Origin of the sequence: Streptomyces sp. NPDC018029, assembly GCF_044327655.1 — a bacterium.
Classification (GTDB): domain Bacteria; phylum Actinomycetota; class Actinomycetes; order Streptomycetales; family Streptomycetaceae; genus Streptomyces.
This window is the reverse complement of record NZ_JBIRFV010000004.1, coordinates 59,030-84,779: the sequence shown is the minus strand read 5'-3', so window position 1 is coordinate 84,779 and position 25,750 is coordinate 59,030. Positions and strand designations below refer to the sequence as shown.

20 protein-coding genes, 2 tRNA genes and 1 other RNA gene are annotated in these 25,750 nt (G+C 71.2%); 13 read left to right on the top strand and 10 right to left on the bottom strand.

Annotated features, from left to right (window positions below; translation table 11 throughout):
* Positions 1-9 precede the first annotated feature (9 nt).
* From ACH4D5_RS13205 to ACH4D5_RS13175, 7 genes are all read left to right on the top strand, one after another.
* Complete coding sequence (locus tag ACH4D5_RS13205; RefSeq protein WP_398301591.1) at positions 10-828, top strand: hypothetical protein; 819 nt, start codon at positions 10-12, stop codon at positions 826-828.
* Complete coding sequence (locus tag ACH4D5_RS13200; RefSeq protein WP_398301589.1) at positions 815-3,196, top strand: hypothetical protein; 2,382 nt, start codon at positions 815-817, stop codon at positions 3,194-3,196. The genes ACH4D5_RS13205 and ACH4D5_RS13200 overlap by 14 nt, the downstream gene beginning before the upstream one ends.
* Positions 3,193-3,369, top strand: a complete 177-nt coding sequence (locus ACH4D5_RS13195; protein WP_398301587.1) for a hypothetical protein — start codon at positions 3,193-3,195, stop codon at positions 3,367-3,369. Before ACH4D5_RS13200 ends, ACH4D5_RS13195 begins: the two co-directional genes overlap by 4 nt.
* Before the next feature lie 46 nt (positions 3,370-3,415).
* Entirely contained in the window at positions 3,416-4,051 is a 636-nt protein-coding gene (locus ACH4D5_RS13190) for a hypothetical protein (protein ID WP_398301585.1), read from the top strand.
* 17 nt (positions 4,052-4,068) lie between these two features.
* A complete protein-coding gene (locus ACH4D5_RS13185) occupies positions 4,069-4,923 on the top strand; it encodes a peptidoglycan-binding protein (RefSeq protein WP_398301583.1) in 855 nt (284 codons plus the stop codon).
* 66 nt (positions 4,924-4,989) lie between these two features.
* Positions 4,990-5,217, top strand: coding sequence for a hypothetical protein (locus tag ACH4D5_RS13180; protein WP_398301581.1), 228 nt, complete (start codon positions 4,990-4,992; stop codon positions 5,215-5,217).
* The gene (locus tag ACH4D5_RS13175; protein WP_398301580.1) at positions 5,204-5,467 is read left to right on the top strand and encodes a hypothetical protein; all 264 of its coding nucleotides are present in this window, start codon (positions 5,204-5,206) and stop codon (positions 5,465-5,467) included. Before ACH4D5_RS13180 ends, ACH4D5_RS13175 begins: the two co-directional genes overlap by 14 nt.
* Before the next feature lie 339 nt (positions 5,468-5,806).
* Here the strand turns inward: ACH4D5_RS13175 and ACH4D5_RS13170 are convergent, their stop codons facing one another.
* The 7 genes from ACH4D5_RS13170 to ACH4D5_RS13140 all read right to left on the bottom strand — a co-directional run bounded on the left by ACH4D5_RS13170 (position 5,807) and on the right by ACH4D5_RS13140 (position 14,177).
* Positions 5,807-6,100, bottom strand: a complete 294-nt coding sequence (locus ACH4D5_RS13170) for a hypothetical protein (RefSeq protein ID WP_398301579.1) — start codon at positions 6,098-6,100, stop codon at positions 5,807-5,809.
* Entirely contained in the window at positions 6,101-10,561 is a 4,461-nt protein-coding gene (locus ACH4D5_RS13165; protein WP_398301577.1) for a DUF6531 domain-containing protein, read from the bottom strand.
* 7 nt (positions 10,562-10,568) lie between these two features.
* Entirely contained in the window at positions 10,569-10,880 is a 312-nt protein-coding gene (locus tag ACH4D5_RS13160) for a hypothetical protein (RefSeq protein ID WP_398301575.1), read from the bottom strand.
* Positions 10,881-10,961: 81 nt separating this feature from the next.
* The gene (locus tag ACH4D5_RS13155; protein WP_398301573.1) at positions 10,962-12,020 is read right to left on the bottom strand and encodes a hypothetical protein; all 1,059 of its coding nucleotides are present in this window, start codon (positions 12,018-12,020) and stop codon (positions 10,962-10,964) included.
* Between the two features lie 35 nt (positions 12,021-12,055).
* Positions 12,056-12,697, bottom strand: a complete 642-nt coding sequence (locus ACH4D5_RS13150; RefSeq protein WP_398301572.1) for a hypothetical protein — start codon at positions 12,695-12,697, stop codon at positions 12,056-12,058.
* 76 nt (positions 12,698-12,773) lie between these two features.
* Positions 12,774-13,184, bottom strand: a complete 411-nt coding sequence (locus ACH4D5_RS13145; RefSeq protein WP_398301570.1) for a hypothetical protein — start codon at positions 13,182-13,184, stop codon at positions 12,774-12,776.
* A 908-nt stretch (positions 13,185-14,092) separates the two neighbouring features.
* Positions 14,093-14,177, bottom strand: a tRNA-Ser gene (locus ACH4D5_RS13140).
* Positions 14,178-14,297: 120 nt separating this feature from the next.
* On the opposite strand from ACH4D5_RS13140, the gene ffs reads away from it, so the two are divergent.
* The 6 genes from ffs (at position 14,298) to ACH4D5_RS13110 (ending at position 23,693) form a co-directional block, all read left to right on the top strand.
* An RNA gene (ffs, locus tag ACH4D5_RS13135) (signal recognition particle sRNA small type) lies at positions 14,298-14,396 on the top strand.
* 44 nt (positions 14,397-14,440) lie between these two features.
* A complete protein-coding gene (locus ACH4D5_RS13130; RefSeq protein WP_398301568.1) occupies positions 14,441-16,810 on the top strand; it encodes a DNA polymerase III subunit gamma and tau in 2,370 nt (789 codons plus the stop codon).
* 584 nt (positions 16,811-17,394) lie between these two features.
* Positions 17,395-18,648, top strand: a complete 1,254-nt coding sequence (purD, locus tag ACH4D5_RS13125) for a phosphoribosylamine--glycine ligase (protein ID WP_398301566.1) — start codon at positions 17,395-17,397, stop codon at positions 18,646-18,648.
* Between the two features lie 362 nt (positions 18,649-19,010).
* Positions 19,011-20,825: a hypothetical protein gene (locus ACH4D5_RS13120; RefSeq protein ID WP_398301564.1), complete on the top strand. Its 1,815-nt coding sequence runs from the start codon at positions 19,011-19,013 to the stop codon at positions 20,823-20,825.
* Between the two features lie 359 nt (positions 20,826-21,184).
* On the top strand, positions 21,185-22,666 hold the full coding sequence (locus ACH4D5_RS13115; protein WP_398301562.1) for a N,N-dimethylformamidase beta subunit family domain-containing protein: 1,482 nt from the start codon (positions 21,185-21,187) through the stop codon (positions 22,664-22,666).
* A 130-nt stretch (positions 22,667-22,796) separates the two neighbouring features.
* On the top strand, positions 22,797-23,693 hold the full coding sequence (locus ACH4D5_RS13110; protein ID WP_398301560.1) for a phosphoribosylaminoimidazolesuccinocarboxamide synthase: 897 nt from the start codon (positions 22,797-22,799) through the stop codon (positions 23,691-23,693).
* Positions 23,694-23,741: 48 nt separating this feature from the next.
* On the opposite strand, the gene ACH4D5_RS13105 is transcribed toward ACH4D5_RS13110, so the two are convergent.
* The 3 genes from ACH4D5_RS13105 to ACH4D5_RS13095 form a co-directional block, all read right to left on the bottom strand.
* Positions 23,742-23,817: transfer RNA gene (locus ACH4D5_RS13105), tRNA-Gly, on the bottom strand.
* 23 nt (positions 23,818-23,840) lie between these two features.
* On the bottom strand, positions 23,841-24,449 hold the full coding sequence (locus tag ACH4D5_RS13100; protein ID WP_398301559.1) for a response regulator: 609 nt from the start codon (positions 24,447-24,449) through the stop codon (positions 23,841-23,843).
* Positions 24,446-25,747 (bottom strand): sensor histidine kinase, encoded by a 1,302-nt coding sequence (locus tag ACH4D5_RS13095; RefSeq protein ID WP_398301557.1) that lies wholly within the window; start codon positions 25,745-25,747, stop codon positions 24,446-24,448. Before ACH4D5_RS13095 ends, ACH4D5_RS13100 begins: the two co-directional genes overlap by 4 nt.
* Positions 25,748-25,750 lie beyond the last annotated feature (3 nt).

Genomic DNA, 25,750 nt, shown 5'->3' with positions numbered 1-25,750 from the left:
GAGGACTCCATGGCCAGGAACCTGTGGATCGGAGCCCCCGGCCGGCTCCGCGAGATCCACCAGGCGGCGAAGAGCTGGGAGCGCACCGCCGAGCTCAACGTCACCGAGTTCAAGGCGCTCGAAGGGCGCGTCACCACCTTCGCCCCCACCCGCACCGTCCGCCGCATCAAGCTCTCCTTCGACGCGCTGGAACCCGCCGACGCCCAGCACCTCGTCGGGCTCGCCCGCCGCGTCGGCACCGGCCGGGGCCCGCTCGTCGTGCTCGACCCGGCCTCCGTCAATCTCCTCGACCCCTACCAGGCGGCCGGGCAGTCGGACGTCTCCGGCGGCTGGGACCACTGGTTCACCATGAACGGCGACATCGCGCTCTCCCGCAACGCCGACGCCGTCACCACCGCCGACTGCCAGGACCCGGCCGCCGCCGTCGGCTGGGTGCACGGCACGTGGGCGGGGTGGCCGGTGGTGCCGGGCATGCAGGTCTCTTGGCTGCTGCCGGCCGGCTGGGACCCTGCCACCGCGACCGCCCAGCTGGACTGGAAGGCCGTGGACGGCACCTACCTCAGCACCAGCCACGCCACCGGCACCACCGTCACCGCGACGGCCCCCGCCGGTGCCGCCTTCGCCACCCCCGTCGGACGCCCCGGCGCCATCGGCCTGTTCGGACTCGCGGGCGCCTGCCTCACCCTCGGCGAGGGCCCCGTCGCACACGCCCTCGGCGACGGCTGCCCGGCCATGGCCGTCACCGCGTACAGCGACGTCCCGGCGCGCCCGCTGCCGTACCGCAACATCAGCGTCGATCTCGTGGAGGTGCGCCGTGCAGCCCTCTGACGAGGCACTCGACAAGGCCCTTTCCTCCCCCGAGCGCGTCCCCGCCCACTCCACCCGCCTCGGCGGCAAGGAGCTCGGCCGCCAGGTCCAGTCGTGGAAGGTCGAGCGGGCCTACGCCACCGACCTGCCCGAGGCGATGCGCGCCTTCTCCGGCAGCGCCTCCGCCCAGCTGGAACTGCTCCTCGGCGGCACGGAGAACATCCCCGCCCCGCGCCTCTACTCCGCCTGGGCCGACCGCGCGACGGGCGACGTCGTACGGCCGGGGCAGTCCGTCGTCCACACGGCGGGCGCGGGCAGCCGCACCCTGCCCGCCTTCCGCGGCACCGTCCGCTCACGCACCGCCGCCTCCGGCAGCGACACCGTCACCGTGCAGGCCCTGGACGGCGCCGAGCGGCTGCGCGGCCCCGCCTCCCTGCCCCGCCCGTACCACGGCTACTACTACGGCCGGCCGGTCGCCACCGCCACCTGGTGCGTCGACGAGCTCCTCCGCCAGGGCGGCATCCACACCTGCCCGCCGCCGCGCGCCCCGCTCGTCGACAAGGACGACACGGCGGACGAGAACCCGTTCACCGTGCTCTACGCCTCCCTGCACGGCGGCTTCAACTCGACGTACGGCCAGCCGGAGACCCTGCCGAGCCCCACCACGTACGACTGGATCCAGGAGGGCGCGCCCCACGAGATCGCCCTGATGCCGAAGGCCGCCGGGCTCACCGCCTCCTGGATGCCGCGCTCGCGGTTCGTCATGCCGGGCAAGGTGTTCCTGGTGGAGTGCTGGGTCAACACGGCGCTCGCGCGCGGCAATCTGGTCGAGATCTCGACGGTCTTCGACCAGAGCGGCACCAAGACCGGCTTCATCAAGGGCTCTTTCGACATCTCCACGGGTGTCATCACCATGACCTGCGGCACCAAGGACGCCGGCTCGGCCGGGGTGATGTGGACCATCGACAAGCTGGCGTCCCTGCGCGGCATCTGGCACCTCGGCTTCCTGGTGGACACCAGGTCGACGGGGACGACCGTCGCCCCGACCGTGCAGCCGCGCCTCACCGCCCCCGACGGCGCGCTCCGCGTGGGCGGCAAGTACACCTTCACCAACGAAGCCGCGTTCCAGCCGATCTCGGAGCTGAACCGGATCGACCTGACCACCGACATGGCCGTGGAGTGCCTCCAGGTCACCGACCGGTTCCTGCCCGACGTCGACAGCTTCACGGGCACGGCGTGGGAGCCGCCCGGCTGGTGGACGAAGGGCGCCGTCCTCGACCTCCCCGAACTGCCGCTCTACGACATCCCCAAGGTGTCCGGCTCCCAGTGGGACGTGATCACCGAGATCGCGCGGGCCAGCATGTCCACCGCCGAATTCGACGAACAGGGCATCTTCCGCTGGCGCGGCCCCTCGCGGTTCACCAAGGTGCCGGCCGCCCCCGACCTCACCGTCACCACGCGCAGGGACATCGCCTCGCTCACCGTCACCGAGGAGATCGACGCCTGCCGCAACCACTGCGAGCAGCCCTACCAGGACTGGAACGGCATCAGCGCCCGGGCGGGGGAGGCGGTGGACGACACGGTGGTGCGCGAGATCAAACCGAACACCGCCGTCGTCGTGCAGTACGCCATGGCCGAGGACGAGAACGACATCGGCCCGCTCGTGATCACGGACGACAGCGTCGTCAACGACGGCCACCGGGTGCGCTTCGGCACCGCGAAGACCGGCGGCACCGCGGTCAAGGGCAAGGTGTCGGTGAGCTGCTGGCGGGAAGGCCCGACGTACTTCGTACGGTTCTCCAACCGCGGTACGACCAGCGTGTGGACGGCGACCAAGGACGGCAAGCCCTCTGTGCGCATCGTCCCGATCAAACGCTCGGCCGACCCCAAGCAGCGCTCGTACGCCCGGTGGAACACCACCAGCCAGCAGCACTACGGCAAGCAGCAGTACACGGCCCCCGCCACCGAGTGGGTGCAGACCTCCACGTCCGCCTCCGCGCTCTCGAACGCCATGCTCACCGCGGGGCGTTACCCCGTGCCGCTCCTCGGCGAGGTCGAGGTCCTGCACGACCCGCGCATCCAGCTCGGCGACGTGGTCCGCGTGGTCGACTCCGCGGGCGCCGAACTGGACACGTTCGCCTGGGTGGTGGGCATCCGCACCACACACGCCGCCGGCAGCGCGCCGCAGCAGACCCTCACCCTGCGCGGCACCGCCTACAACGGCGTCCCCGCCGACGACGGCCTCACCCCCGACGGCCCGGTCGACCCCGCCTACGGCAAGCAGCGGACGTACCAGCGGCTCACCGCCCAGTACGCGACGCTCGCCCCGCTCACCGCGGCGGCGATCAGCTACCGGACGCTGCTCACGACCCCGGGAGCGACGGGATGAACGAGTCCGAGACCCCGGTCGGCGATGTGGCCGCCTCCTATGACGGCCTGACGGACGCCACCGACGCGTACGTGCCCCCGCCCGGCCCCGTCCAGATCGACGACCCCCTCGTGGCGGCGGACGACGAGGGCATGGACCCGAGCGAGACGCTGCCGCCGCCCCTAGACGGCTGACGCACCCCGCCGATCAGCCCCTCGTTGCCAGGAGGAACCCGAACCCATGGTCGCTCTCACCCCGCTCGGCAGCCTGCCCTACCCGCAGCCCACCGACAACGCCGACATCCCCGTCCACCTGCAGTCCCTCGCCGAGGCCGTCGACGGCCGCACCGTGCTGCGGTTCGCCGACGCCGCGGCCCGCGACGCGAAGGTCACCGACCCGATCCCCGGCATGGTCGCCTGGCTCAACAACCCCGGCCGCTACTACCACTTCACCGCCGCCAAGCAGTGGGCGCCGCTCGTCCCCGGCCCGGTGCACTGGTTCAGCACGCTGACCGGTACGACGAACTCGACCGCGTACGTCGAGACGCTCACCGGCGCCACGGACCCCCTGGCCGTCTCGTTCATCGCCCCGCCGTCCGGCATCGCGCTCATCACGGTCGGCGCCCGGTTCAACAACAGCGCGGCCGGCCTCACCTACTTCTCGGCCTCCGTGAAGCAGGGCACGCGGGTCGTATCCGCCGCCGCCGACTCCCGCGCGGCCACCGTCGGCGGCACGAACCAGGTCTCGGCGAGCATCCAGTACCCGGTCTCCGGCCTCACCGCGGGCGCCGCCCACACCGTCACGGGCGCCTTCCGCACCACCGCCACCTCGACGAGCCTCACCAACCGCTTCCTCACGATCACGCCCATGAACTGACGTACCGGGGAGGGCCCATGGCCACACCTCTGACCCCCGACGCCCTCGTCCGCGCCCTGCGCGGCGAGGGCGTCCGCATGAGAGAACACGGCAACTGGAGGACGCACAACCGCAACCACAAGGGCGCCTGGGGCCCGGTCCACGGCGTGATGCTGCACCACACAGCGGGCACCGACAGCCTCGCGCTCTGCCGCAAGGGCATGTCCGCCCTGCCGGGCCCGCTCTGCATCGGCCTGATCACCAAGGACGGCACGCTCCACCTGGTCGGCTACGGCCGCACCAACCACGCCGGCCACGGTTCGACCGCGGTGCTCGACGCGGTACGCAGGTCAAAGGTGCCGCCGTCCAGGCCGGGCCCCGACGCCGTGGACGGCAACGCCCGCTTCTACGGCTTCGAGATCGAGAACCTCGGCAACGGCCGCGACCCCTTCCCGGCCGCCCAGCTCGACACGGTGGAGCGCCTGTCCGCGGCCCTGTGCCGGGCGCACGGCTGGTCGGGCGCGAGCGTCATCGGCCACAAGGAGTGGACCCGCCGGAAGATCGACCCGACGTTCTCGATGCCGGTGATGCGCGGCCGGGTGGCCACGCGCCTCGGCTCCGAAGCACCGGGCGACGACGACACCGCGTACGCACCGTTCCCCGGTGCCGCGTTCTTCACGATCGGGCGGCACAGCGCGCTGTGCACGGCGGTCGGGCGCCGACTGGTCAAGGAGGGTTGCGGACGGTACGCCGTCGGCCCGGGCCCCGTCTGGAGCGAGGCCGACCGTGCCTCGTACGCCGCCTGGCAGCACAAGCTCGGCTACCGGGGCCGGGACGCGGACGGCATCCCCGGCCGGACCAGCTGGGACCGGCTGCGCGTCCCGCGCTCCTGACCACCGAGTCCACCGAGTCCACCGAGTCCTGGTCCACCGAGTCCACCGAGTCCTGGGAGGACGCCCATGAACGACGCCACACGCAGAGGCCTGCGCACCGCCGTGCAGACACTCTTCACCCTCCTCGCCGCGCTTCCGCTCCTCGCGGCGGACCCGGCCATCACCGACATCCCGGCACTCGCGGGCCTGGTGGCCTTCGCCACGGCACTGAGCCGGCTGATGGCACTCCCGGCGGTGGAGGCGCTGCTGCCTCCGTGGCTCCGGAGGGAGGGGCCGCACGATGCCCGGAACTGACACAGGAAGCGTCAGCATCATCCCCCTGGAGTTGGAGAGACTGCGCCGCTCCGTAGACGTGGGTTTCGCCACCACCCGGGGCGACCTGGCCCTCCTCCTGCAACGGGCCGACCAGACCGACAAGACCCTCTCGGACCACGAGGACCGCCTGGACACCCTGGAACGCGCCCGCTGGCCGCTGCCCTCCCTGGCGGCCATCACCTCCTGCACGGCCCTGGCGGTCACGCTCTGGCAGGCGGGCGGCAGGTGACGCGGTGAGCCCGGAGAACGACGAAGGCCCCGACCGGCGAACCGTTCGGGGCCTTCGTCTGCCCTTGCGGGCGGGTGCGGAGGATACGAGATTCGAACTCGTGAGGGGTTGCCCCCAACACGCTTTCCGAGTCTTCGCCCGGCCGTCCGGCGCGGACCGTGGGCGGGCTGACCTGCACCTGTCTGGTCCGGAAACAAGACTTCGGACGGCGCTGGACGGGGGTGAATGAGACCAGAACTGAGACCAGGCGGGAGCGGTGTTCCTACAGTGCTGTTGTACGCGTCATCTGGGCGTCTTGAACTTTGAGCGACTGCCCCACGAGGCCCATCAAGCGAAAACCTATGCATCGAGGTAGAGCCGCTCGGCCTCCAGGATCATGCCGCCTAGGGGGTTGTCGTAAGGCCAGGAGTCAGCGATGACGCGGCCGATTCCACGCAGGCGCTGATCTTTGGGCGGAAGCGGCGGGGCGGCGAGTTGCTGAACTACCTGAAGCAACTGGGCACGAAGCGCTGCGAGTTGGCCGGGGTTGCTGACACTCCCCCGGCCTGCCGCGTGTCGTGCCAGCTCTTCGTCGATCCCGGACAGAGCCCTCTCGCTTACGGCCAGGGCCTTTTGCACGGCTGACTCGGACATTTATGGCTCCAGCAAGTCCTTGTCGGGGTTCAATACGTAGGTCTGTTTTCCGCCGCCAGGGTATCCGATGCCCTGGGGAGCGACTCTGCCCTCGATGATCGGGGCGCCTGGCCGGATCTGCCATTGCTTGAGGTAAGTAAACTGATTCCAGGCGGCCTTGACGGCAATTTCCTCGCGGGTTGCCGGCCACTGAGTGGTCAGATACCGGCCTCGTGCCCATGCGTTCTCGTTGTCGTAGAAACGCATGCCGTAGTCGTTGTTGCCGGCTCGACGCACGGAGTGCGTGCCATCCTCGAAGGACTGCATGACCTGCACACGGAACGGGCGGGGAACCCCGGCGTCGCGGAGCAATTGCGCAGCTTCCTTGGTGCCGGCGTACGGGCCTGGCATGCCGGGCTTGCAAGGGCTGAGGCCGAGTGGGTCGGCCCAGGAATGGGGGTCCGTCACGTAGGTGGCCGGGTTCGGCGCCGGGGCGATCCCGAGGGGGTCGAGTGTGAGGTAGCGGCCCGTTTCGGGGTCATAGTGCCGGAAATAGTTGTAGTGGAGCTCGGTTTCGGGGTCGTAGTACTGGCCTGGAAAGCGCAGGGGCGTGTGGGCTGAGTTTTCGGCTTCCCAGGAGGTGTTGCCCCAGAGCGTGGAGCGCGATTGCCAGGCGATGTCACCGGACTCGCCGATAAGTTCCGTGGGCGTTCCGACGAGGTCGGTGACGATCGCGAAGAACCGGGAGTCGATGTCCTCCTGCGGCGTATCAAGAGGCGTGTGGCGTTCGATCTGCGCGATCGGGCACAGACCGTCGTGGTCCCAGGTGAGCACGACGGGGTGAGGCACCTCCGGCGCGGTGGTGGTCTGTTCGCAGAGGGTGCTTCCGTCCCAGGTGAACGAGGTCTGCTCGATGACTGTTCCGTCGTCGTCCAGACGCTGCTTGCCGATGCGGCGGCCGAGCGCGTCGTAGAGGTAGCGCCAACGGGTGCCGTCGGGCGTGACCACTGCTGTGAGGCGGTCTTCGGCGTCCCAGGTGTAGTTCCAGGTGGCGGGTTTGCGCGACAGACGGGTCTTTTGCCGGAGGGTGACGCGGCCGGCCGCGTCGTGCTCGAAGCGGACGTTGCCCGCCTGGACAAGGCTGGTGCCGGTGTAGGCGCGCGGGCCGGTGGCGTCGTCACCGGGGTGTTCTGCGGGCCAGGTGGCGTCGGTCTGGTTACCTGCCTCGTCGTAGGCGTACCGCTCGGTCCAGTCGGCCGCGTTGACGGTGGTCACGCGGCCTGAGGCGTCATGGCCGAAGTGGCGGATACCGTCGGTCTGGTGGCCGATGGCGGTGAGTCGGCCGTCGGCGCGGTAGGTAAAGCTGCGCTGGAGGAGACTACGAGCGGTGGTGTGATCCGCCACGGACTGGGCGGTGAGTCGGCCTAGAGCGTCGTATTCGTTCGTGAGAGTGAGGGCGGAGTCGATGTGCCGGTTCAGCTCCCGGCCGACCGAGTCACGGTCGAAGCTGATCGTGTGGTCGGCACTGGTCCGCTCGACGCAGTTGCCGACCGCGTCGTAGCGCCAGGTACTGGTCACGCCAGAGGGGGTGGTGCGCCGTGTGCGGCGTCCCATGGCGTCGTAGGCATAGGTGACCGTGCTGCCGTTGACGGTCTCGGCCAGAAGGCGGCCGACGGCGTCGTGCTCCCGGCGCACCGTGGCGTCCGGAGTTGTGGCGGAGGCCAGTTCACCGTCGGCCGTGTACGCGAAGGTTGTGGCCTTGTCGCCGTCGGTCTGCCGGGTGATCCGCCCGAGAGCGTCGCGCTCGAAGTGGAGTGTCTGGCCGAGGGCGTTGGTGCGGGCGGAAAGCTGACCGGCCGGGTTGTGTGTGTATCGCTGGACGCGGTTGTCGAAGTCGGTCTCGACTGCGAGACGTCCGGCAGCGTCATACGCGTAACTCCAAGAGGACCCCTGAGGGTTGGTGACCTCTGCCAGGCGTAGCTCGGTGTCGTGGGTGAACGTGTGACGTGTGCCGTCTGGCCCGACGCGCGCGCTCAGCAGGTCGAAGTGGGTGTACTCGAAGCGGTGCACGGCGCCCACGGGATCGGTGTGGCTGGTGCAGTTGCCCTCGGCGTCGTAGGTCCACGACTCACTGCTGCCGTCCGGAGCGGTGCGGCGGGCGGGCTTGCCCTCCAGCGTCCATTCGAAACGGGTCACGTTCCCCTGGGGGTCGGTGAGGGTGGTGGGTCGCCCGAAGGCGTCGCGCTCGTAGCGGGTCTCCGCACCGAGCGGGTCGGTGGTTACCAGGGGAAGCCCCGCACGGTCACAACGGATGTTCGTGCGGTGTCCAAGTGGGTCGGTGATCGACGTCAGATGCCCGGATCGGTCATAGGAGAAGTGTGTCGTCGCGCCGGCGGCGTCCGTGACACTGGTGCGGTTGCCACGCTTGTCGTACCCGTAGCGCCAGATGACCCCGGACGGACCGTGTACCGCTGTCGAAAGGCCCTGGCTGTTGTACTCGATGTGTGTCTTGCTGCCGTCCGGGCGGATGACGGCAGTCATCCGCCCGTGTTGGTCATAGCGGTAGCGGGTGGTGTTCCCGAGCGCGTCAGTCGTGGCAGTCAGGCGGTGGGCGTCGTCCCATTCCTGGCGGCTGGTGTGGCCGAGGGCGTCGGTCTCTTCGACGAGGCGGCAAAAGGCGTTGTGCACGTAACGGGTGCTGTGACCGAGCGAGTTGGTGACCACTGTGGTGCGGTTTGCGTCGTCGTAGACCAGTGTGCCGGACAGGAAGCCGCCGCTTCCCTCGGTGCGGACGACCCGGCCCCGCTCGTCATAGCGGTAGGCGTACGTGGTGCCGTTGCGGTCGGCCCAGGAGGTGATGCGGCCGTCCTCGTCATAGGTGAACCGCACGGCCTGGCCGGAGGAGTCGGTGACCTCGGTGAGGTGGCCATCGTCGCTATAGCCGTAGGAGACGAGGGTTGTGCCGGCGTCGGGCTGCCCGGGGGTGAGCAGGCGCAGGGAGCTGATGCGGGGCAGGTTGCGGTGGCGATCGAGGGCGATGCGGTAGCCGCCACTGTGGCTGACTTCGATGGGGGCGCCGTCGTGGGCGTAGTGAACGCGTATGCGCTGGCCGTTGCGGTCCACGATGGCCTGCAGTGGCAGGTCCACCGCTCCCTCGTCGTCGGTGGCCCGCGGGCTGTGGAAGACGTGGGCGAGCCCGGTGTCCGGGTCGGTGATGCGCAGCGCGCCGTCGACTTCGGTATCCCACGTGAGCGACAGCCGTGAGCCGCTGTCCGGGTATACGGGGGTGGCGGAGCCGGGGGCGAGGGGCGGGTAGACGAGGCGCGCCCCGTCGGGGGCGGCGTAGATGAAGCCGTCGTCGTCGGCCTGGAGACGCTGGTCCAGGGTGGAGGCCCAGGACATGCCGAACCAGCCGCCCCAGCGGTAAGAGGAGACATGGGTGCGCTCCAGGACCAAGGAGAGCGCCCCGGGCAGTTCGACGTCGGTCTGTGGCAACAGCATGTCGCCGGTAGCCACGTCGATCGGATCGAGGTCGCACTTCTTGAACATCGCCCGGACCGAGGCAGGCAGTTCCTCCCACTCCGATGGTCGCAGCTTGAGCCGCGACAGGCCCGAACCGTCCAGCTTCAACGTCTTGCCGAGCTTGGCGAGTTCGCTGGGCTTGAGTTTTCCCAGTCCCTTGCCGAGGGCCTTGCCCAGTGCGCCCGCGCCGACGCCGAAGGCGGCACCGGTAGCCAGCAACTCCGCCAACTTGCCCGGGTCCTTGAAGGAGCCAGGATCTTGCAGGGCTGCGTCGAAGGCGGAAAACTTCATGCCCTCACCTGCGAGTTTTCCTGCCTTGGCGATCGTCTTGATCTCCCCGAGGGCCCTCAATGCCCGCTCCAGACCGCGGATCGCCTCCATGACGGTGCGGATGACCCTGGCCATGCGGGTGCCGGACTTCTCGATCCGGGCGATCAGCGCCACGACCTTCGCAGCCCGTGCGCCGGCCGCGAGGCTGGAGGCGATCGCGGACAGTCCGCCGGTCAGTACCGACAGGGCCAGGCCCGCGATCTCGAACTCCGCGATCTCGGCGAGGATCACGCCGATCTCGACCAACAGCGCGTGGGCTTCGTCGGCGAAGTCGTCCAGTGCCTTGGCGCCCTTGCGCAGGGAGTCGGCCATGTCGGTGGCCTGCGTGCGGGCGGTCTTGGCCCGCTTGTGGAGGGCCTTGGCGGCCTTGCCCTCCCACTTCAGGTCCTTGAGGGCCGTCTCGGCGTCGCGGGCGGCGGCGTCCAGGCCCTTGGCCAGGGCCCGCCACTGCTTGGCCATGTCGCGGATGCCGTCGGGGTCGACGGCAGGATCGGTAATACCGAGGAACTCCAGATTGCTGGCGAGGGTATTACCGAAGGCGTGGTTGGCCTTGTTGATCCAGTGCAGGGGATTGAGGTCGTCGGCGTCGATGTCTATGTCGATGTCGCCGGGGATGATGTCGAAGCCCATGTACGGCTCAGCCCTTCTTGGCGCGGGCCGCAGCCGTCAGCAGGAGGTCCAGCAGATCGAAGGCGTCGGAGACATCGCCCATGAACTTCGCTTCGGCCTCCCACTCCTTGTGCAGGTCCTTGGTGAGCTTGGCGATGGTGTCCATGCCGTCCTGGATGTCGTCCTTGGCACTCATCAGAGAGCCCAGGACACCGAAGGCGGACAGGTCATGCGAAGCGGCCTTGAAGTCGTGCAGTGGCTTTCGGGTGTGGTCCTCCGCCTTGGCCAGCGCGGATGCCGCCTTGTGCAGCGACTCCGCGTCTTTCTTCAGGTCTGACATACGTGTCCGCCCCCGTTGGTGGAAAATGGTTGTGCGTGCGACGCGCTGACGTGAGCAGACCTGATCGACGCGTCGTCTCGGTCAGCGGTTGACGGACTGGATCTCCTGGACGTTCATGTCCTGGGTCGTCTCGAAGGTGCCATTGGGCAGCTGGCCCTTCGCGCCGCCTGTGCCCTCCCAGGAGATTTCCCAGGTGATCGACGCCTTGAGCTCGTACGGCTCGCCGCTCGTGGCGCGGAGGTACTGAATCCCGCACGGCGGCTCCTGCTCGGCGTCGCCCTTCTTGTACGGGGCACCGATGGAGCCGTCCTCGTTGACCGGGCAGTCGCCAGAAGCGGGGAAAGTCTCCGCGTACTCGGTACCGGGCTCCAGGTGCAGGGCCACCGGCTTCGCGGTGGTCACCGCCCACAGCCCGGTGCCGGGCAGATCGGCACGGACCGAGACGTCCTTGAAGGTTGCCTTGTCCAGCCACGCCCAAGTGGGGAGGTTGACCGTCGCCTTGCCCTCGGGCTTCAGCTCGACCTCGGTATCAGGAACCTTGATCTTGTCGTACGCGAATGCGGCGAGAGTCTCGGGCGTGGGGGCGTTCTTGTCCTTCGGGATCGTGCCGGCGTCCTGCCAGAACATGATCCGGCCGCAGTCCCACGCCTTGGAGTCCTGGTACATGCCCTCGCGGACCGTGCTGCGCCAGAACATGCCCTTCTTGCCGAGGTTGTACTTCTTGTAGCCGTCGGCCGTGGTGTCCCCGGGGGACTTCAGGTCGAAGTTGTTGTCCGCCTTGCCCTTCTCGTAGTGATCCACCCACAGGCCGTTGCTCCACCACACGTGGGCGTTCACCAGCCCGCCCTCACCGGTCGCGACCGCGTCCTTGAGCTGCTTCGGAGAGAAGACCGGCTCGTACCAGCAGGCCGGCGGCTCCCAATTGGGGTCCACCGACCTCAGCTCGCCCACCGACGCCTTCGCGGTCTGCCCGCCCGGGTACGTGAGCTTGATCTTCGAGTTGGACACCGATGCCATGAGTGACTGGCCGGAGGCGTCACCACTGGGACCTGAGGGCTTGCTCGGCTGCTTGGACTTGTCGTCCTCACCGAACGCGTGGGCCATGCCGGGCACCGCAACGACGACGATTGCCGAGGCCATCAGCAGGCTTGCTGCCCTGTAGGGGCGCGGCACGTTCAGCAGCCTCCCCGGTCGGTTTCCGAGTAGCTCGTCTTCCACACACCCTGTGAGGTCTTGTCGAGCCGGTTGCGGTACTGGACGCGCGCTTTGGAGTTCTGGGGTGTGTGCTCGACCTTTCCGGTCTTGGTGTTCTTGGTGGAGCCCTTGCTCTCGTCGACGCAGTAGAACAACACGCCGCTGCCGTCGTCGGCGATGCTCACCTGCGGCTTCGACACCGTGGCGCGGCCGATCAGAACCAGGTCGTCGTCGACGAAACCCTTGATCCATTTGCGGGCCGACTGGCCGGCTGCTTCGTCGGTGTAGAAGGCGAGTGCCTTGGAGTCCGGGTTTCCCTCGATGATCGCGGCGTACTCGGCCAGCAGTTCCTGTCTGCCGTCATTCAAGATCGCCTGCTTCTTCGGGTCCGAGTTCGTCCACCCGTCGAAGTCGGCCTGGAAACTCTTGGGGAGCGTGATCTTCGGGCGGCCTGCTGCCATGTCGGAGGGCGTGGCGGAGGCCGACGGCCCGGCACTCGATCGCGTGTCCGCCCCGGCGATCTCCTTGTTGTCCTTGTCGTCGCCAGAGCTGCCGCAAGCGGTCAACAGCAAGGCAGCGGAAGCCGCGAGCGCGGTCGCCACGAGCCGGGTCGAGCGGTTCACAATCGTCTCCGATGAGGTGAGGGTTAGCCCAAGCGAAGTAACGGTATCTGTGATCACCTGGTGACAATGAGAGGGGTCAGGCCTTGGCTGAGACGTAGCTGTGCTGAACCATCCCGGCTCGAGTGAGACCACAGGGAAACCAGGCGATTCCATTACGAACGCCCTTCCCTGGGCTGCCCAGCACCTCTCCAGCCACGTCGCGGGATGGGCTGTTGAGGTCCTCCTCGGCCACCACGTGGGTGGGCGAGTACCTCTCAACGCACAGGAACCGCCCCACTCCGATGTCCACCGTCAGCGACGACCGCCAGGTGTCGCCGTACATGACCTGCCATGCTGCGTGATGGACCTTGAGGAACACAGGGGCGGCCTTTGCTGGGCTCGAGTCGGTCGTGTCGGCGACCTGGAGCAGTGCAATCTGGAGCAGTGCAATTACGTTCGCGAACAGGCTGATGAGCGCGGCTGGGCGGTCCTGGACGTGTACGGCCAAGGCCGACCAGTGAAGCGATCACGCTGGACCACCACTACGCACGAGCCTCCGGCCTCCTCCGCGCCGGAGGCCGAACCTACCTTCACGCCCTCGTTCAGGCGGCGGTCCCCACTGCTCCCCCCATGCCGCTCACTACGCCGAGATCTTCCCCGGCCGCGCTCGGCGCCGCGACAGCATCGAGGCGGGCACCCACTTGGTACAGGCCGAGGTAACGCCGGACGCCCCCGAGAGGCCTTCGCCGCGCGCGCCGAGGCGCTGCCGCACATGCAGCGAACCGCTCCCGCTTACCTTCAGCTGCCACCCCTCCCCAGCCTCGTGCTGCCCTTCTGGCTGCGGGGGCCCGGACGCCGTCGCGGAAGAGACACAGCATCAACAGCTCGGCGATGCGGCAAGTGGGCCTGTTGCCGCGAATGGCGGCGGCATCCCGACGGACCGGGTCCGCGTCGACCAGGACGCTGATGGGGTGAGCGGTGTCGGTGGCTTTCCGCCAGCCATGCCCGCGGGTGGCGTTGCCGTCGGCAATGGTGGCCAGCCTGGCCAGAGGTGGTTGTTGCGGAGATCGGCACACGGTCCTGGGCGGTGCCTCTGCCTACCGGCGCGAGTTCACACACGGTCCGAAGGGGCCTGACGACTTCGACGACGGGGTCGTCCGCACCGTCTCCAAGTGGGGGTCGGTCGGTGATGCCCCAGAACCCGGCGGCGAGGCAGTGACTCAGGGGCAGAGGGGGACGACCAGTTTCGGCTCGGTCCTTCCACGCAGTGGGGCGTTGCCCGACAGCAGTCGGCCCAGTCGGCAAGGAAAGGTCGTGGGTGACCGAAGTTGATGAACCCGACACCGATACCAAGGTATGCCGAAGGCCCCGACCGTCGAAACGGTCGGGGCCTTCGTCTGCCCTTGCGGGCGGGTGCGGAGGATACGAGATTCGAACTCGTGAGGGGTTGCCCCCAACACGCTTTCCAAGCGTGCGCCCTAGGCCACTAGGCGAATCCTCCGCCGCAAACAATACAAGACGTTGGGGAGTGCTCGCGAACACGATCCACTCGGCGGCTTCCCGAGGTCGGAAGGGTGCCTCCCGGCGTCGCCTCCGCGGGCCCGGATCCGCTAGGGTGGGCGTCAGCCCCTCACGTGGCGCTATCTGACTGAACTCCCCCAGGGCCGGAAGGCAGCAAGGGTAGGTCGGCTCTGGCGGGTGCGTGAGGGGCGCTTTGCGTTGGGGCGGTCCGGGTTGTCAGTGGTCGCCTATAACCTCGTATGCGTGTCGTCTCTCGCGTTGTACCGCCGTTATCGCCCGGAGTCTTTCGCCGAGGTCATCGGGCAGGAGCATGTGACAGACCCGCTGCAGCAGGCGCTGCGGAACAACCGGGTCAATCACGCGTACCTGTTCAGTGGCCCGCGCGGCTGCGGCAAGACGACGAGCGCGCGCATCCTGGCCCGCTGTCTGAACTGTGAGCAAGGTCCCACTCCCACGCCCTGCGGCGAGTGCCAGTCCTGCCGCGACCTGGCGAGGAACGGCCCGGGATCGATCGACGTCATCGAGATCGACGCCGCGTCGCACGGTGGCGTGGACGACGCGCGTGACCTGCGCGAAAAGGCCTTCTTCGGCCCCGCCTCCAGCCGGTACAAGATCTACATCATCGACGAGGCCCACATGGTCACCTCGGCGGGTTTCAACGCCCTGCTGAAGGTGGTCGAGGAGCCCCCGGAGCACCTCAAGTTCATCTTCGCGACGACGGAGCCCGAGAAGGTCATCGGCACGATCCGCTCGCGCACCCACCACTACCCGTTCCGGCTCGTGCCCCCCGGCACCCTCCGGGACTACCTCGCCGAGGTCTGCGGGCGCGAGGAGATGGCCGTCGAGGACGGTGTCTTCCCGCTGGTCGTGCGGGCCGGCGCCGGCTCCGTGCGTGACTCCATGTCCGTCATGGACCAGCTCCTCGCCAGCGCCGCCGACGACGGTGTGACATACGCCATGGCGACCTCCCTCCTCGGCTACACGGACGGCTCGCTGCTCGACTCCGTCGTCGAGGCCTTCGCCTCCGGGGACGGGGCGGCGGCCTTCGAGGTCGTCGACCGCGTCATCGAGAGCGGCAACGACCCGCGGCGCTTCGTCGCCGACCTCCTGGAGCGGCTGCGGGACCTCGTGATCCTCGCCGCCGTGCCGGACGCCGCCGAGAAGGGGCTGATCGACGCGCCGGCCGACGTCGTCGAGCGCATGCAGGCACAGGCCGGCGTCTTCGGCGGGGCCGAGCTCAGCCGCGCCGCCGACATCGTCAACGAAGGCCTCACGGAGATGCGCGGCGCCACCTCGCCGCGGCTCCAGCTGGAGCTGATCTGCGCCCGCGTGCTGCTCCCCGCCGCCTATGACGACGAGCGCTCGATGATGGCCCGCCTCGAGCGCCTGGAGCGCGGCGGGAACTTCGTCGCCGGTGGCCAGGGCCCCGGCCCCGCGATGGGTTACGTCCCCGGGCCCGAGGCCCACGCGGGCGTGCAGCAGCCCGGGGTCGCCATGCCCGTGGGCGGACCTGCGCCCGTCCCGCCCGGGCCGCCCGTTCCGCCGGGGGGCGGTCCGGCGGCTGCGCGTGCGGCGGTGCGGGGGGCCGGGGCGGCGGCGCCGCAGGGTGGTGCTGGTGCTGGTGCTGGTGCTGGTGTTGGTGCTGGTGGGGGCGGGCAGGTGTCGGACGCCGGGCCGCAGGCCGTCGCCCAGTCCGCGCCGGCCCAGCAGGCTCCTGAGACGGCGCAGGCGCCCGCTCCGCAGGCTCCGGCTCCCCCTCCTGCTGCCGCTCCCGCTGCTCCGGCGGCCGAGCGGCGCCCCGGTGGCTGGCCGACGGCCTCGGCACCCGGCAGCGGCCCGGCAGCCGCCGCCCCGGCACCGCAGGGAGCCGCCCCCCGCCCGGGGGGCTGGCCGACGGCGGCCTCCGCGGGGAGCAGCGCCACGGCGGCTCCTGCCCCGCAGGCCCCGGCCCCCCAGTCCTCCGCGCCCACGGCTCCGGCCGCCCAGGCACCCGCCCCCATGGCGGCCGCCGCGCCGCCCGCGGGCGGGCCCGACCCGCGGACTCTGTGGCCGAACATCCTGGAGGCGGTGAAGAACCGCCGCCGCTTCACCTGGATCCTGCTCAGCCAGAACGCGCAGGTGGCCGGGTTCGACGGGACGACCCTCCAGATCGGCTTCGTCAACGCGGGTGCGCGGGACAACTTCGCGAGCAGCGGCAGCGAGGACGTGCTGCGGCAGGCGCTGTCCGAGCAGTTCGGTGTGCAGTGGAAGGTCGAGGCGATCGTCGACCCGTCCGGTGGCTCCGCGCCGCCGCCCGCCGCGGGGAACTTCGGTGGCGGTAACTTCGGTGGTGGTGCCCCGATGGCCTCCCGCCCCGCCGCGCCGCCGCAGCAGCCGTCACCGGCCCCGGCGGCCCCGGCCGCCCCCCAGTCGCCGCCCCGGCCCGCCCCGGAGGCGGCCCCGCCTCCCCGCGCGTCGGCCCCCGCCCCGGCTCCGGCGCCGGAGCACGTGTCCCCCGAGGACGACATTCCCGAGGACGACGACCCGGACCTGGTGGAGTCGGCCCTGTCGGGCCACGACCTGATCGTGCGGGAACTGGGTGCGACGGTGGTCGACGAGTACCCGAACGAGTAGCGACACCTCTCGGGGTGCCGGTCTGCCCGGCCCCGTCCTGCCGAGGTAGGAGCCCCAAGCCCGCCGCTTCGCGGCGGATGTTTCCCACCCACCCACCCGTTTGCCCCGCGACGTCTTGCGGGGGTAGGGGCGGGGCGGGTGGGGCTGCTCTGCGACGTCCTGCGGGGGTAGGAGCGCCGAGTCCGCCGCTTCGCGGCGGATGTTTCCCACCCACCCACCCGTTTGCCCCGCGACGTCCCGCGGGAGTAGGGGCGGGTGGGTGGGGATCGCCCCGCGACGTCACGTGAGGGTAGGGGTGGGGCGAGTGGGCGCCTGCCTGCGGCGTCCCGCCCGGGTCAGGAGTACCCAGCCCGCCGCTTCGCGGTGGATGCTCCCGCCCGCTCCCTTCCGCTCCCCCCCCCGGGGGACCCCTACCCCCGCCGGACGGTGCAGGGCGCACGGGCGGGTGGGTGGGAAGCATCCGCCGCGAAGCGGCGGGACAGGCCCGAACGGACCGGCGAGCTGGAGGAACGTACAAAAGCCGCCGAGGCCCAAGGTGGGCGGCCCGTACAAAGCGGCCCAGCCCTCCGGGCTAGGCTGACCACGTGAAGGTCCTCGTCATCGGCAGTGGTGCCCGCGAACACGCCCTGTGCCGCTCTCTGTCCCTCGACCCCGCCGTCTCCGAGCTGCACTGCGCCCCCGGCAACGCCGGCATCGCAGACGTGGCCGAGCTGCACCGGGTCGACGCCCTCGACGGCGCCGCCGTGGCGTCCCTCGCCCAGCAGCTGGACGCGGCGCTCGTCGTCGTCGGCCCGGAGGCCCCCCTCGTCGCGGGCGTCGCCGACGCCGTGCGCGCGGCGGGCATCCCCTGCTTCGGGCCGTCCAAGGAGGCCGCCCTGCTGGAAGGCTCCAAGGCGTTCGCCAAGGACGTGATGGCGGGCGCGAGCGTGCCGACCGCCCGGTCGTACGTCTGCACGACCCCGAAGGAGGTCGACGAGGCCCTCGACGCCTTCGGAGCGCCGTACGTCGTCAAGGACGACGGACTCGCCGCCGGCAAGGGTGTCGTCGTCACGGACGACGTCGAGGCGGCCCGCGCGCACGCCCTCGCCTGCGACCGCGTCGTCATCGAGGAGTTCCTGGACGGCCCCGAGGTCTCCCTCTTCGCGGTCACCGACGGCGAGACCGTCGTCCCGCTCCAGCCCGCCCAGGACTTCAAGCGCGCACTCGACGGCGACGAGGGCCCGAACACCGGCGGCATGGGCGCGTACTCGCCCCTCCCGTGGGCCGACCCGAAGCTGGTCGACGAGGTCATGCAGACCGTGCTGCAGCCGACCGTGGACGAGCTGCGGCGCCGCGGCACCCCGTTCTCGGGGCTGCTGTACGCGGGCCTGGCGATCACGAGCCGCGGCGTGCGCGTCATCGAGTTCAACGCCCGCTTCGGCGACCCCGAGACGCAGGTCGTCCTCGCCCGCCTCAAGACGCCGCTCGCCGGCCTCCTGATGGCCGCGGCGACCGGCAACCTCGCCGACCTGCCCCCGCTGCGCTGGAGCGACGACGCCGCGGTCACCGTGGTCGTCGCCTCGCACAACTACCCCGGCACGCCGCGCACGGGCGACCCCATCGAGGGCCTGGACGAGGTCGCGGCACAGGATGCCCCGGATGCGTACGTCCTGCACGCCGGGACGAAGCACGACGGCGGCGCGGTCGTCAGCGCGGGCGGCCGCGTGCTGTCCGTGACGGCGACGGGCGCCGACCTCACCGAGGCGCGGGAGCGCGCGTACGCCGCGCTGTCCCGCATCCGCCTCGAGGGCTCCCAGCACCGCACGGACATCGCGGCCAAGGCCGCCGCGGAGGCGTAACCCGTCCCCCCCCTCCCCCCCCGGACACCCCGCTTCCTCCCGGCCACCCCCGCGTGACTTTCGGCCACTCCCGCCGACCCCAGGCCCCGGATCTGACACTGGATCCGGGGCCTTTTCGGCAGCCAGCTTTAGCCAAAGCCATTCCATCGAGTGACCGGTGGCCCATCCGGCTGACGATGGCGGGCACCCCAACTAGGGTGCGGCGAAAGCGTTCAAGGCGCCCAGAGCCAAACAGACCACCGGCATTGCGATGTCGGTGGCGGGTGCCACAGTGGGGGAGTGAGCAACACGAACGCCGTTGATGTGTGCCGTCGGCCCCGGCCGACGGCCGAGCAATAGGCAGGCAGGGGGTGCCATCGGTCGTGTCAGGTACGGGTGTGGAGGTGGGCGCGCAGGCCGCGCGCTCCCGGGCCCTCGCCGTGCTGCGGCTGCGCAGCAGGGCGCTGGCCGTCGCCCTGCTGCCCGCGGCCGTCGCCGTCGTGCTGCTCGCGGCCGGGGCCATGGGCCATGCGGGCGGCGGGCGTTGGGATGCCGTCCGCTGGGTCGTGACCTGCGTGGCCGTGCTCGCGCTGCTCGTCGCGGCAGGCGTCGGCCTGGTCGTCGCGCGGGCCAGGCCCGCCCTGAGTCCGACGGTGCCGATCACCGAGGAGTCCGCCCCCGACCTGTACCGCCTGGTGCGGGACCTCGCCGACCGTCTTGACGTGCCCGCGCCCTCGGCGATAGCGCTCACCCCGGACTGCGACAGCTGGCTTGAGGACCGCACCCACCCCGCGCACGGCGGCGCGCCCGCGCAGGGCCGCGGGGAGCAGCCGCGCACCCCGCAGCGCCCGTCGTCCGTCGCCCCCGTGCTCGTCATCGGCTCCCCGTTCCTGTGGTGGATGCGGGTCGGTGAGCTGCGCGCGGTGCTTGCCCCCGTCGTGGCGGGGACGGGACCCTCGGCGCACCCTGACATAGCCGCCGCCCGCCGCTTCGTGCGCGGGCTCGACGCGGCCGTCGCGGTCGCCACGGCCCCGGGCCGCGATCCCGTCTCGCGTGTGGTGCTCGCCGGGATCGGCCGGATCGCCCGGCTCCTGCTGCGCCACTGCCGGGTGCACGCCGCCGAGATGGAGCGCGGCGTCGCCGCGGCCGCCGCCGAGCGCGCCCAAGCCGTGGACTATGGCGTGCGGATCGTCGCTCAGGAACAGGTCGGCCTCGCGTACGCGGGCTGGGACCGCCTCCTCACCCGGGTCGCGCTGCCCGCCTGGCGCATGGGCCGCTGGCCCTCCCGGCTCGACGCGGGCGTGGTCTCCGCGCTCACCGAGCTGTCCCGCAGGGACCGTCTCGCGGAGGGCTTCGCCTCGCGCCTGGGCGAGCGTCCCGCCTGCGACCTTCTGGAGGAGCCCGGTTCGGTGGACGAGGCGGCGTCGCTCCTTGCCGCCCGGCTCTTCCACGGCGGGCCCGCGGAGGCGGGGCCGGACTGGGCGCCGGTCGCGTGGCAGGAGTATCCGGACGAGGTCGTCGACCGGAAATGGCGCATGGACGCCGCCCGGCTGCACCGCGTCCTGGACTCCCTCGGCGTCGGCCACTCCGCCGACCCGACGGCCCCCGACCCCGACGGGCCGACGCTCGGCCGCGTCCTCGAACACCTGACGACGCCTGGCCCGGACAGCACGCAGAGTGACGATCCCGCGGGCGTCGGCCCGGCGTCGAAGACCCCGCGGCACCGCCTCGCCCCGGGCTCCCCCGAGCACGCCGCGTCCCTCTTCCCGGCGGACGACGACACCGACGAGGCCGACGAGCACAGCATCGGCGGCATGCTCGCCGCGGGCCTCACCGCCGAGCTCGCCCGCGAGGAGGCCGCGGCACCGCCCCGCCCCGCCCCCACCGGCCAGGGCCCGGACGAGGCCCTCTGGGACGACGGCGCGCTGCCGCTCTTCCCGCTCCAGCCGCCGCGCACGGGCCGCGAGCTCCTCGCCGACCACGTGACGGCGATGGTGTGCTGTGCGGCGGTGGACACCGCGGGTGCCACCCCCGGTCTCGACTGGCTCGACGGGCCCGCCCTGCTGGTCGACGGCGAGCGCGCGGCGGACCTCACGCCGCGCGTCCTGAGCCTCGTCGAGGACGGCGATCCGTCTCCGCTGCGGGACTGGCTCACCCGCCTGGGCATCCGCCCCGAGAAGCCGGTCCGCCTCGTCTGACCCCGGCACCCACCGCCCCACACCCGGCCCCCCAGGAACCCGGCGCCCACCGGCCCGCGCGCCCCAGCGCGCGCCGCTCGCACCCCGCCACAGCCCTCCGCCCCCGGTCCAAGGGCCCGCACAGCCGACCCGCCGACCTCCCGTCCACCCGCCACCGCCCACCCGCCGCAGCCCGCCACCCCGGCGCCACCCCACCGCCACCCCGCCCGTCGACCCACCCGGAGCATCACGCTCCGTTCACACCAATTCGCGACGAACGGTAACGGGGCGCGTGCGTAATGTGATGTGCTGGGAGCGGCGCGCCGGACCGTACGCACCATGAGGCGCCGCAGGCTCGGGGGAGCGAGGGAGGGGCACACATGAAGTCGGAGCCGATCCGCCGCTGGGAATCGGGCGCGCTGGCGCACGCCGTGTCGGATCCTTTCGGCCAGGGCCCACTGCCCTGGCTGCGCGGATCCGAGCACTACTTCGACGACACGGGCCGGGTCGTGCCGTGGTACGTCGACCATGCCCCGGCCCCCGGCGCGGCGAACATCCCGGAGCCGCGCACCGGCGGCCCGCTCACCGCCGACGACGTGCACCGCCAGATCAAGGGCTTCACCTCCACCGGCGCCGCCGCCCCGGGCGAGGCGATCGACTTCCACGTCACCGTGGACCCGCCCCAGCAGTTCAGCGTCGACATCTACCGCATCGGGCACTACGGAGGCGACGGAGCCTCGAAGATCACCACCAGCCCGCGCCTCTCCGGCATCGTCCAGCCCGCCCCGCTGACCGCGGACCGCACGGTCTCCTGCCACCACTGGTGGCTCTCCTGGCGCCTGCAGATCCCGAGCTACTGGAGCATCGGGGCGTACGTCGCGGTCCTCACCACCGCCGACGGGTACCGCTCGCACGTCCCCTTCACGGTCCGCGACAGCCACCCCGCCGACCTCCTGCTGCTCCTGCCGGACATCACCTGGCAGGCGTACAACCTCTACCCCGAGGACGGCCGCACGGGCGCCAGCCTCTACCACGCGTGGGACGAGGAGGGCAGCCTCCTCGGCGAGAGCGAGGCCGCCGTCACGGTCTCCTTCGACCGGCCGTACGCGGGCGCGGGCCTGCCCCTGCACGTCGGCCACGCCTACGACTTCATCCGCTGGGCCGAGCGGTACGGCTACGACCTGGCGTACGCCGACGCCCGCGACCTGCACGCCGGCCGCATCGACCCCACCCGGTACCGAGGCCTGGTCTTCCCCGGCCACGACGAGTACTGGTCGCCGAGCATGCGCCGCACCACCGAGCTGGCCCGCGAGCACGGCACCTCCCTCGTCTTCCTCTCCGCCAACACCATGTACTGGCAGGTGGAGCTCGGCCCGTCCGCTTCCGGCGTCGAGGACCGCCTCCTCACCTGCCGCAAGCGCCGCGGCCCCGGCCGCCCCGCCCTGTGGCGCGAGCAGGACAAGGCGGAGCAGCAACTGCTCGGCATCCAGTACGCGGGCCGCGTCCCCGAGCCGCGCCCCCTCGTCGTCCGCAACGCCGACCACTGGCTGTGGGAGGCCACCGGGGCGCACGAGAACGACGAGATCGAAGGCCTGGTCGCCGGCGAGGCCGACCGCTACTTCCCGCGTACCGCGCTCCCCCAGCACCAGGGCCGCATCCTGCTCGCCCACTCGCCGTACGAGGACACCGAGGGCGTCACCCGCCACCAGGAGTCGTCGCTCTACCGCGCCCCGTCCGGCGCCCTGGTCTTCGCGTCCGGCACCTTCGCCTGGTCCCCTGCGCTGGACCGCCCGGGCCATGTGGACACGCGCATCCAGCGCGCCACCGCCAATCTCCTGGACCGCATCTGCAAGCGCGACTGACCCCGCCGCCGCGCGCGGCGGGCACGGCACCGGTACGCGCCACCGCACAGCCCCGCTCGACCCATGGCCAAAACCACGCCTCCCATACGGGAGAATCGACCTCACTTGGCCAGAACCACGGGAGGGAACCGTGTCCGGATTCGTAGAAAAGCCCGAGCCCCTTGAGGTGCCGGGCCTGGTCCACCTCCACACCGGCAAGGTGCGCGAGCTGTACCAGAACGAGGCGGGCGAGCTCGTCATGGTCGCCAGCGACCGCCTCTCCGCCTATGACTGGGTGCTGCCCTCGGAGATCCCCGACAAGGGCCGCGTCCTCACCCAGCTCTCCCTGTGGTGGTTCGACCAGCTCGCGGACCTCGTCCCGAACCACGTCATCTCGACGGACGTGCCGCAGGGCGCGCCCGCCGACTGGGAGGGCCGCACCCTCGTCTGCAAGTCCCTGCAGATGGTCCCGGTCGAGTGCGTCGCCCGCGGCTATCTGACGGGCTCGGGCCTCCTGGAGTACAACGCCACCCGTACCGTCTGCGGCCTCGCCCTCCCCGAGGGCCTGGTCGACGGCTCGGAGCTGCCCGCGCCGATCTTCACGCCGGCGGCGAAGGCCGCGGTCGGCGAGCACGACGAGAACGTGTCGTACGAGGACGTGGCCCGCCAGGTCGGCGCGGACACCGCGGCGCGGCTGCGCCAGTCGACCCTCGCGGTCTACAGCCGGGCGCGGGACGTCGCGCGCGACCGCGGCCTGATCCTCGCCGACACGAAGTTCGAGTTCGGCTTCGACGGGGAGGCGCTGATCCTCGGCGACGAGGTCCTGACGCCGGACTCCTCGCGCTTCTGGCCCGCGGACCAGTGGGAGCCGGGCCGCGCCCAGCCGTCGTACGACAAGCAGTTCGTGCGGAACTGGCTGACCTCCCCGGCCTCGGGCTGGGACCGCCACAGCGAGCAGCCGCCGCCGGCGCTGCCGCAGGATGTGGTGGACGCCACACGCGCCAAGTACATCGAGGCGTACGAGCGGCTGACCGGCACGTCCTGGTAGCCGGGCGCACGAAGAAGGCCCCGGTCGAGACGACCGGGGCCTTTCATCTGGAGCGGACGACCAGGTTCGAACTGGCGACCTCAACCTTGGCAAGGTTGCGCTCTACCAACTGAGCTACGTCCGCGTTGCGCCGAAGCGCGAGACCAACTATACCCAACCTCGCTCGCGTGCGAGACGCACCGCGGCATGACGATTTTCCGCCCCGATCTTGGTGGCCGCCGACGAGAGGTAGTTGCGGACGGTTCCCTGGGAGAGCGCGGCGCGCTCGGCGATCTCCGCGACGGGCGCCCCGTCGGCGGCGAGTTCGAGCACCTCGGCCTCGCGGGCGGTCAGCGGCGAGTCCCCGGCGGAGATCGCGTCGGCCGCCAACTCCGGGTCCACGTAACGGTTTCCGGCGTGCACGGTACGGATGATCTCGGCGAGCCGCTGGGCGCTCACGGTCTTCGGCACGAAGCCGCGCACCCCCACCGCGAGGGCCCGCTTGAGATGTCCCGGTCTGCCGTGGCTCGTCACGATCATGGTGCGGCACTGCGGGAGTTCGTCCCGCAGGGATGTGGCCACACTCACACCGTCGGCACCCGGCATCTGCAGATCGAGCACGGCGACATCGGGCCGGTGGGCCCGTGCCATGGCGAGCGCCTCGGGACCGGACGCGGCCTCGGCGACCACGACGAGATCGTCCTCGAGGGCGAGCAGCGCGGCGAGAGCCCCTCGGATGAGGTGCTCGTCATCGGCGAGCAGGACGCGCAGGCTCACGCGGCCACCCCCTGGCCGCGGTCCCGCTCCCGGTCCCCGTCCCGGCCCCGCTCCGGCGCCGGTGCCGGGTCGTGCGCCGAGGGCGGCGGCAGGGGGATCTCCACGGTGAGCCGGAACACGCCGTCGCCGGACGCGAAGTCCAGCACCCCGTCCACCGCGGCCAGCCGCTCCCGCAGCCCCGCGAGACCGGATCCCCGCTGTTCGGGCGCGACCTCCGGCGCTCCGTCGTTCTCCACCACCAGCGCAGCCCGCCTCTCGTCCACCGCCAGCGTGATGTCGCAGCGCCCCGCGTCACCGTGCCGCAGCACGTTCGTCGCCGCCTCCCGCACGACCCACCCGAGGGCCGACTGCACCGATGCGGGCAGCGTCGCCGCGGACCCGCTCACCCGGCACACGATCCCCGCCGCCTCCAACACGCCCTGCGCCCCGGCGAGTTCCACCGCGAGGTCGACCTCGCGGTAGCCCCGTACGACTTCGCGCACCTCCCGCTGCGACTCCTGCGCGATCCGCTGCACCTCGACCATCTGGTCCACCGCCTCGGGCCGGCCCCGGCGGGCGAGCTGCACCGCGAGCTCGCTCTTGAGCGCGATGACGGCGAGGTTGCGCCCCATCACGTCGTGCAGGTCCCGGCCGAACCGCAGCCGCTCCTCGGCGACCGCGAGCCGCGCCTCGACCTCGCGGGCCCGGTCGCCCTCCCACATCACGGAGAGCGTCCAGGCGCCGCAGCGCGTGGAGACCAGCGCGAGGAGGCCGGCGAAGGCGATGAGGCCGCCGACGGCGGCGAGCTGCCCGCCGCGGGCCCCGCCGGCCGCGAAGGCGGCCACGGCCGCGGCGTCGACCAGCGCCACGCAGGCCAGGAAGCCACGGATGGGCACGGAGAAGGCGAGCGCCTGGGCGAACGGCATCATCATGTACAGGGTCGTGAGGCCCAGCATTCCGTTGTCCACGCCGTCCACGGCCTGAAGGCCGACGGCCAGTCCCATGGTGGCGCCCATGAGGACGGCGGCCACGGTGAGGTCACGTCGCGGCAGGGGCGCCCGCCGGAGGTAGTGGTCGATCGACCGGCGCAGCGAGCGGTTGACGTGCACGCACTGCGCGGCCGCGAGCACGATCAGCGACCAGCCGAAGAGCTGGGCGGCGAGCCCCGGGCGCAGGCTCAGGCCGAGCGGCACCGAGAGCCAGCTGAGGAAGAAGATCCACGGCATGGCGTGCCACATGGCGAGGCTCTGGAGCTCGACCCTCTCGATCTTGCTGCGCCCGTGCCAGTCGCGCTGCCAGGCCCGCATGCGGTCGATCACGGA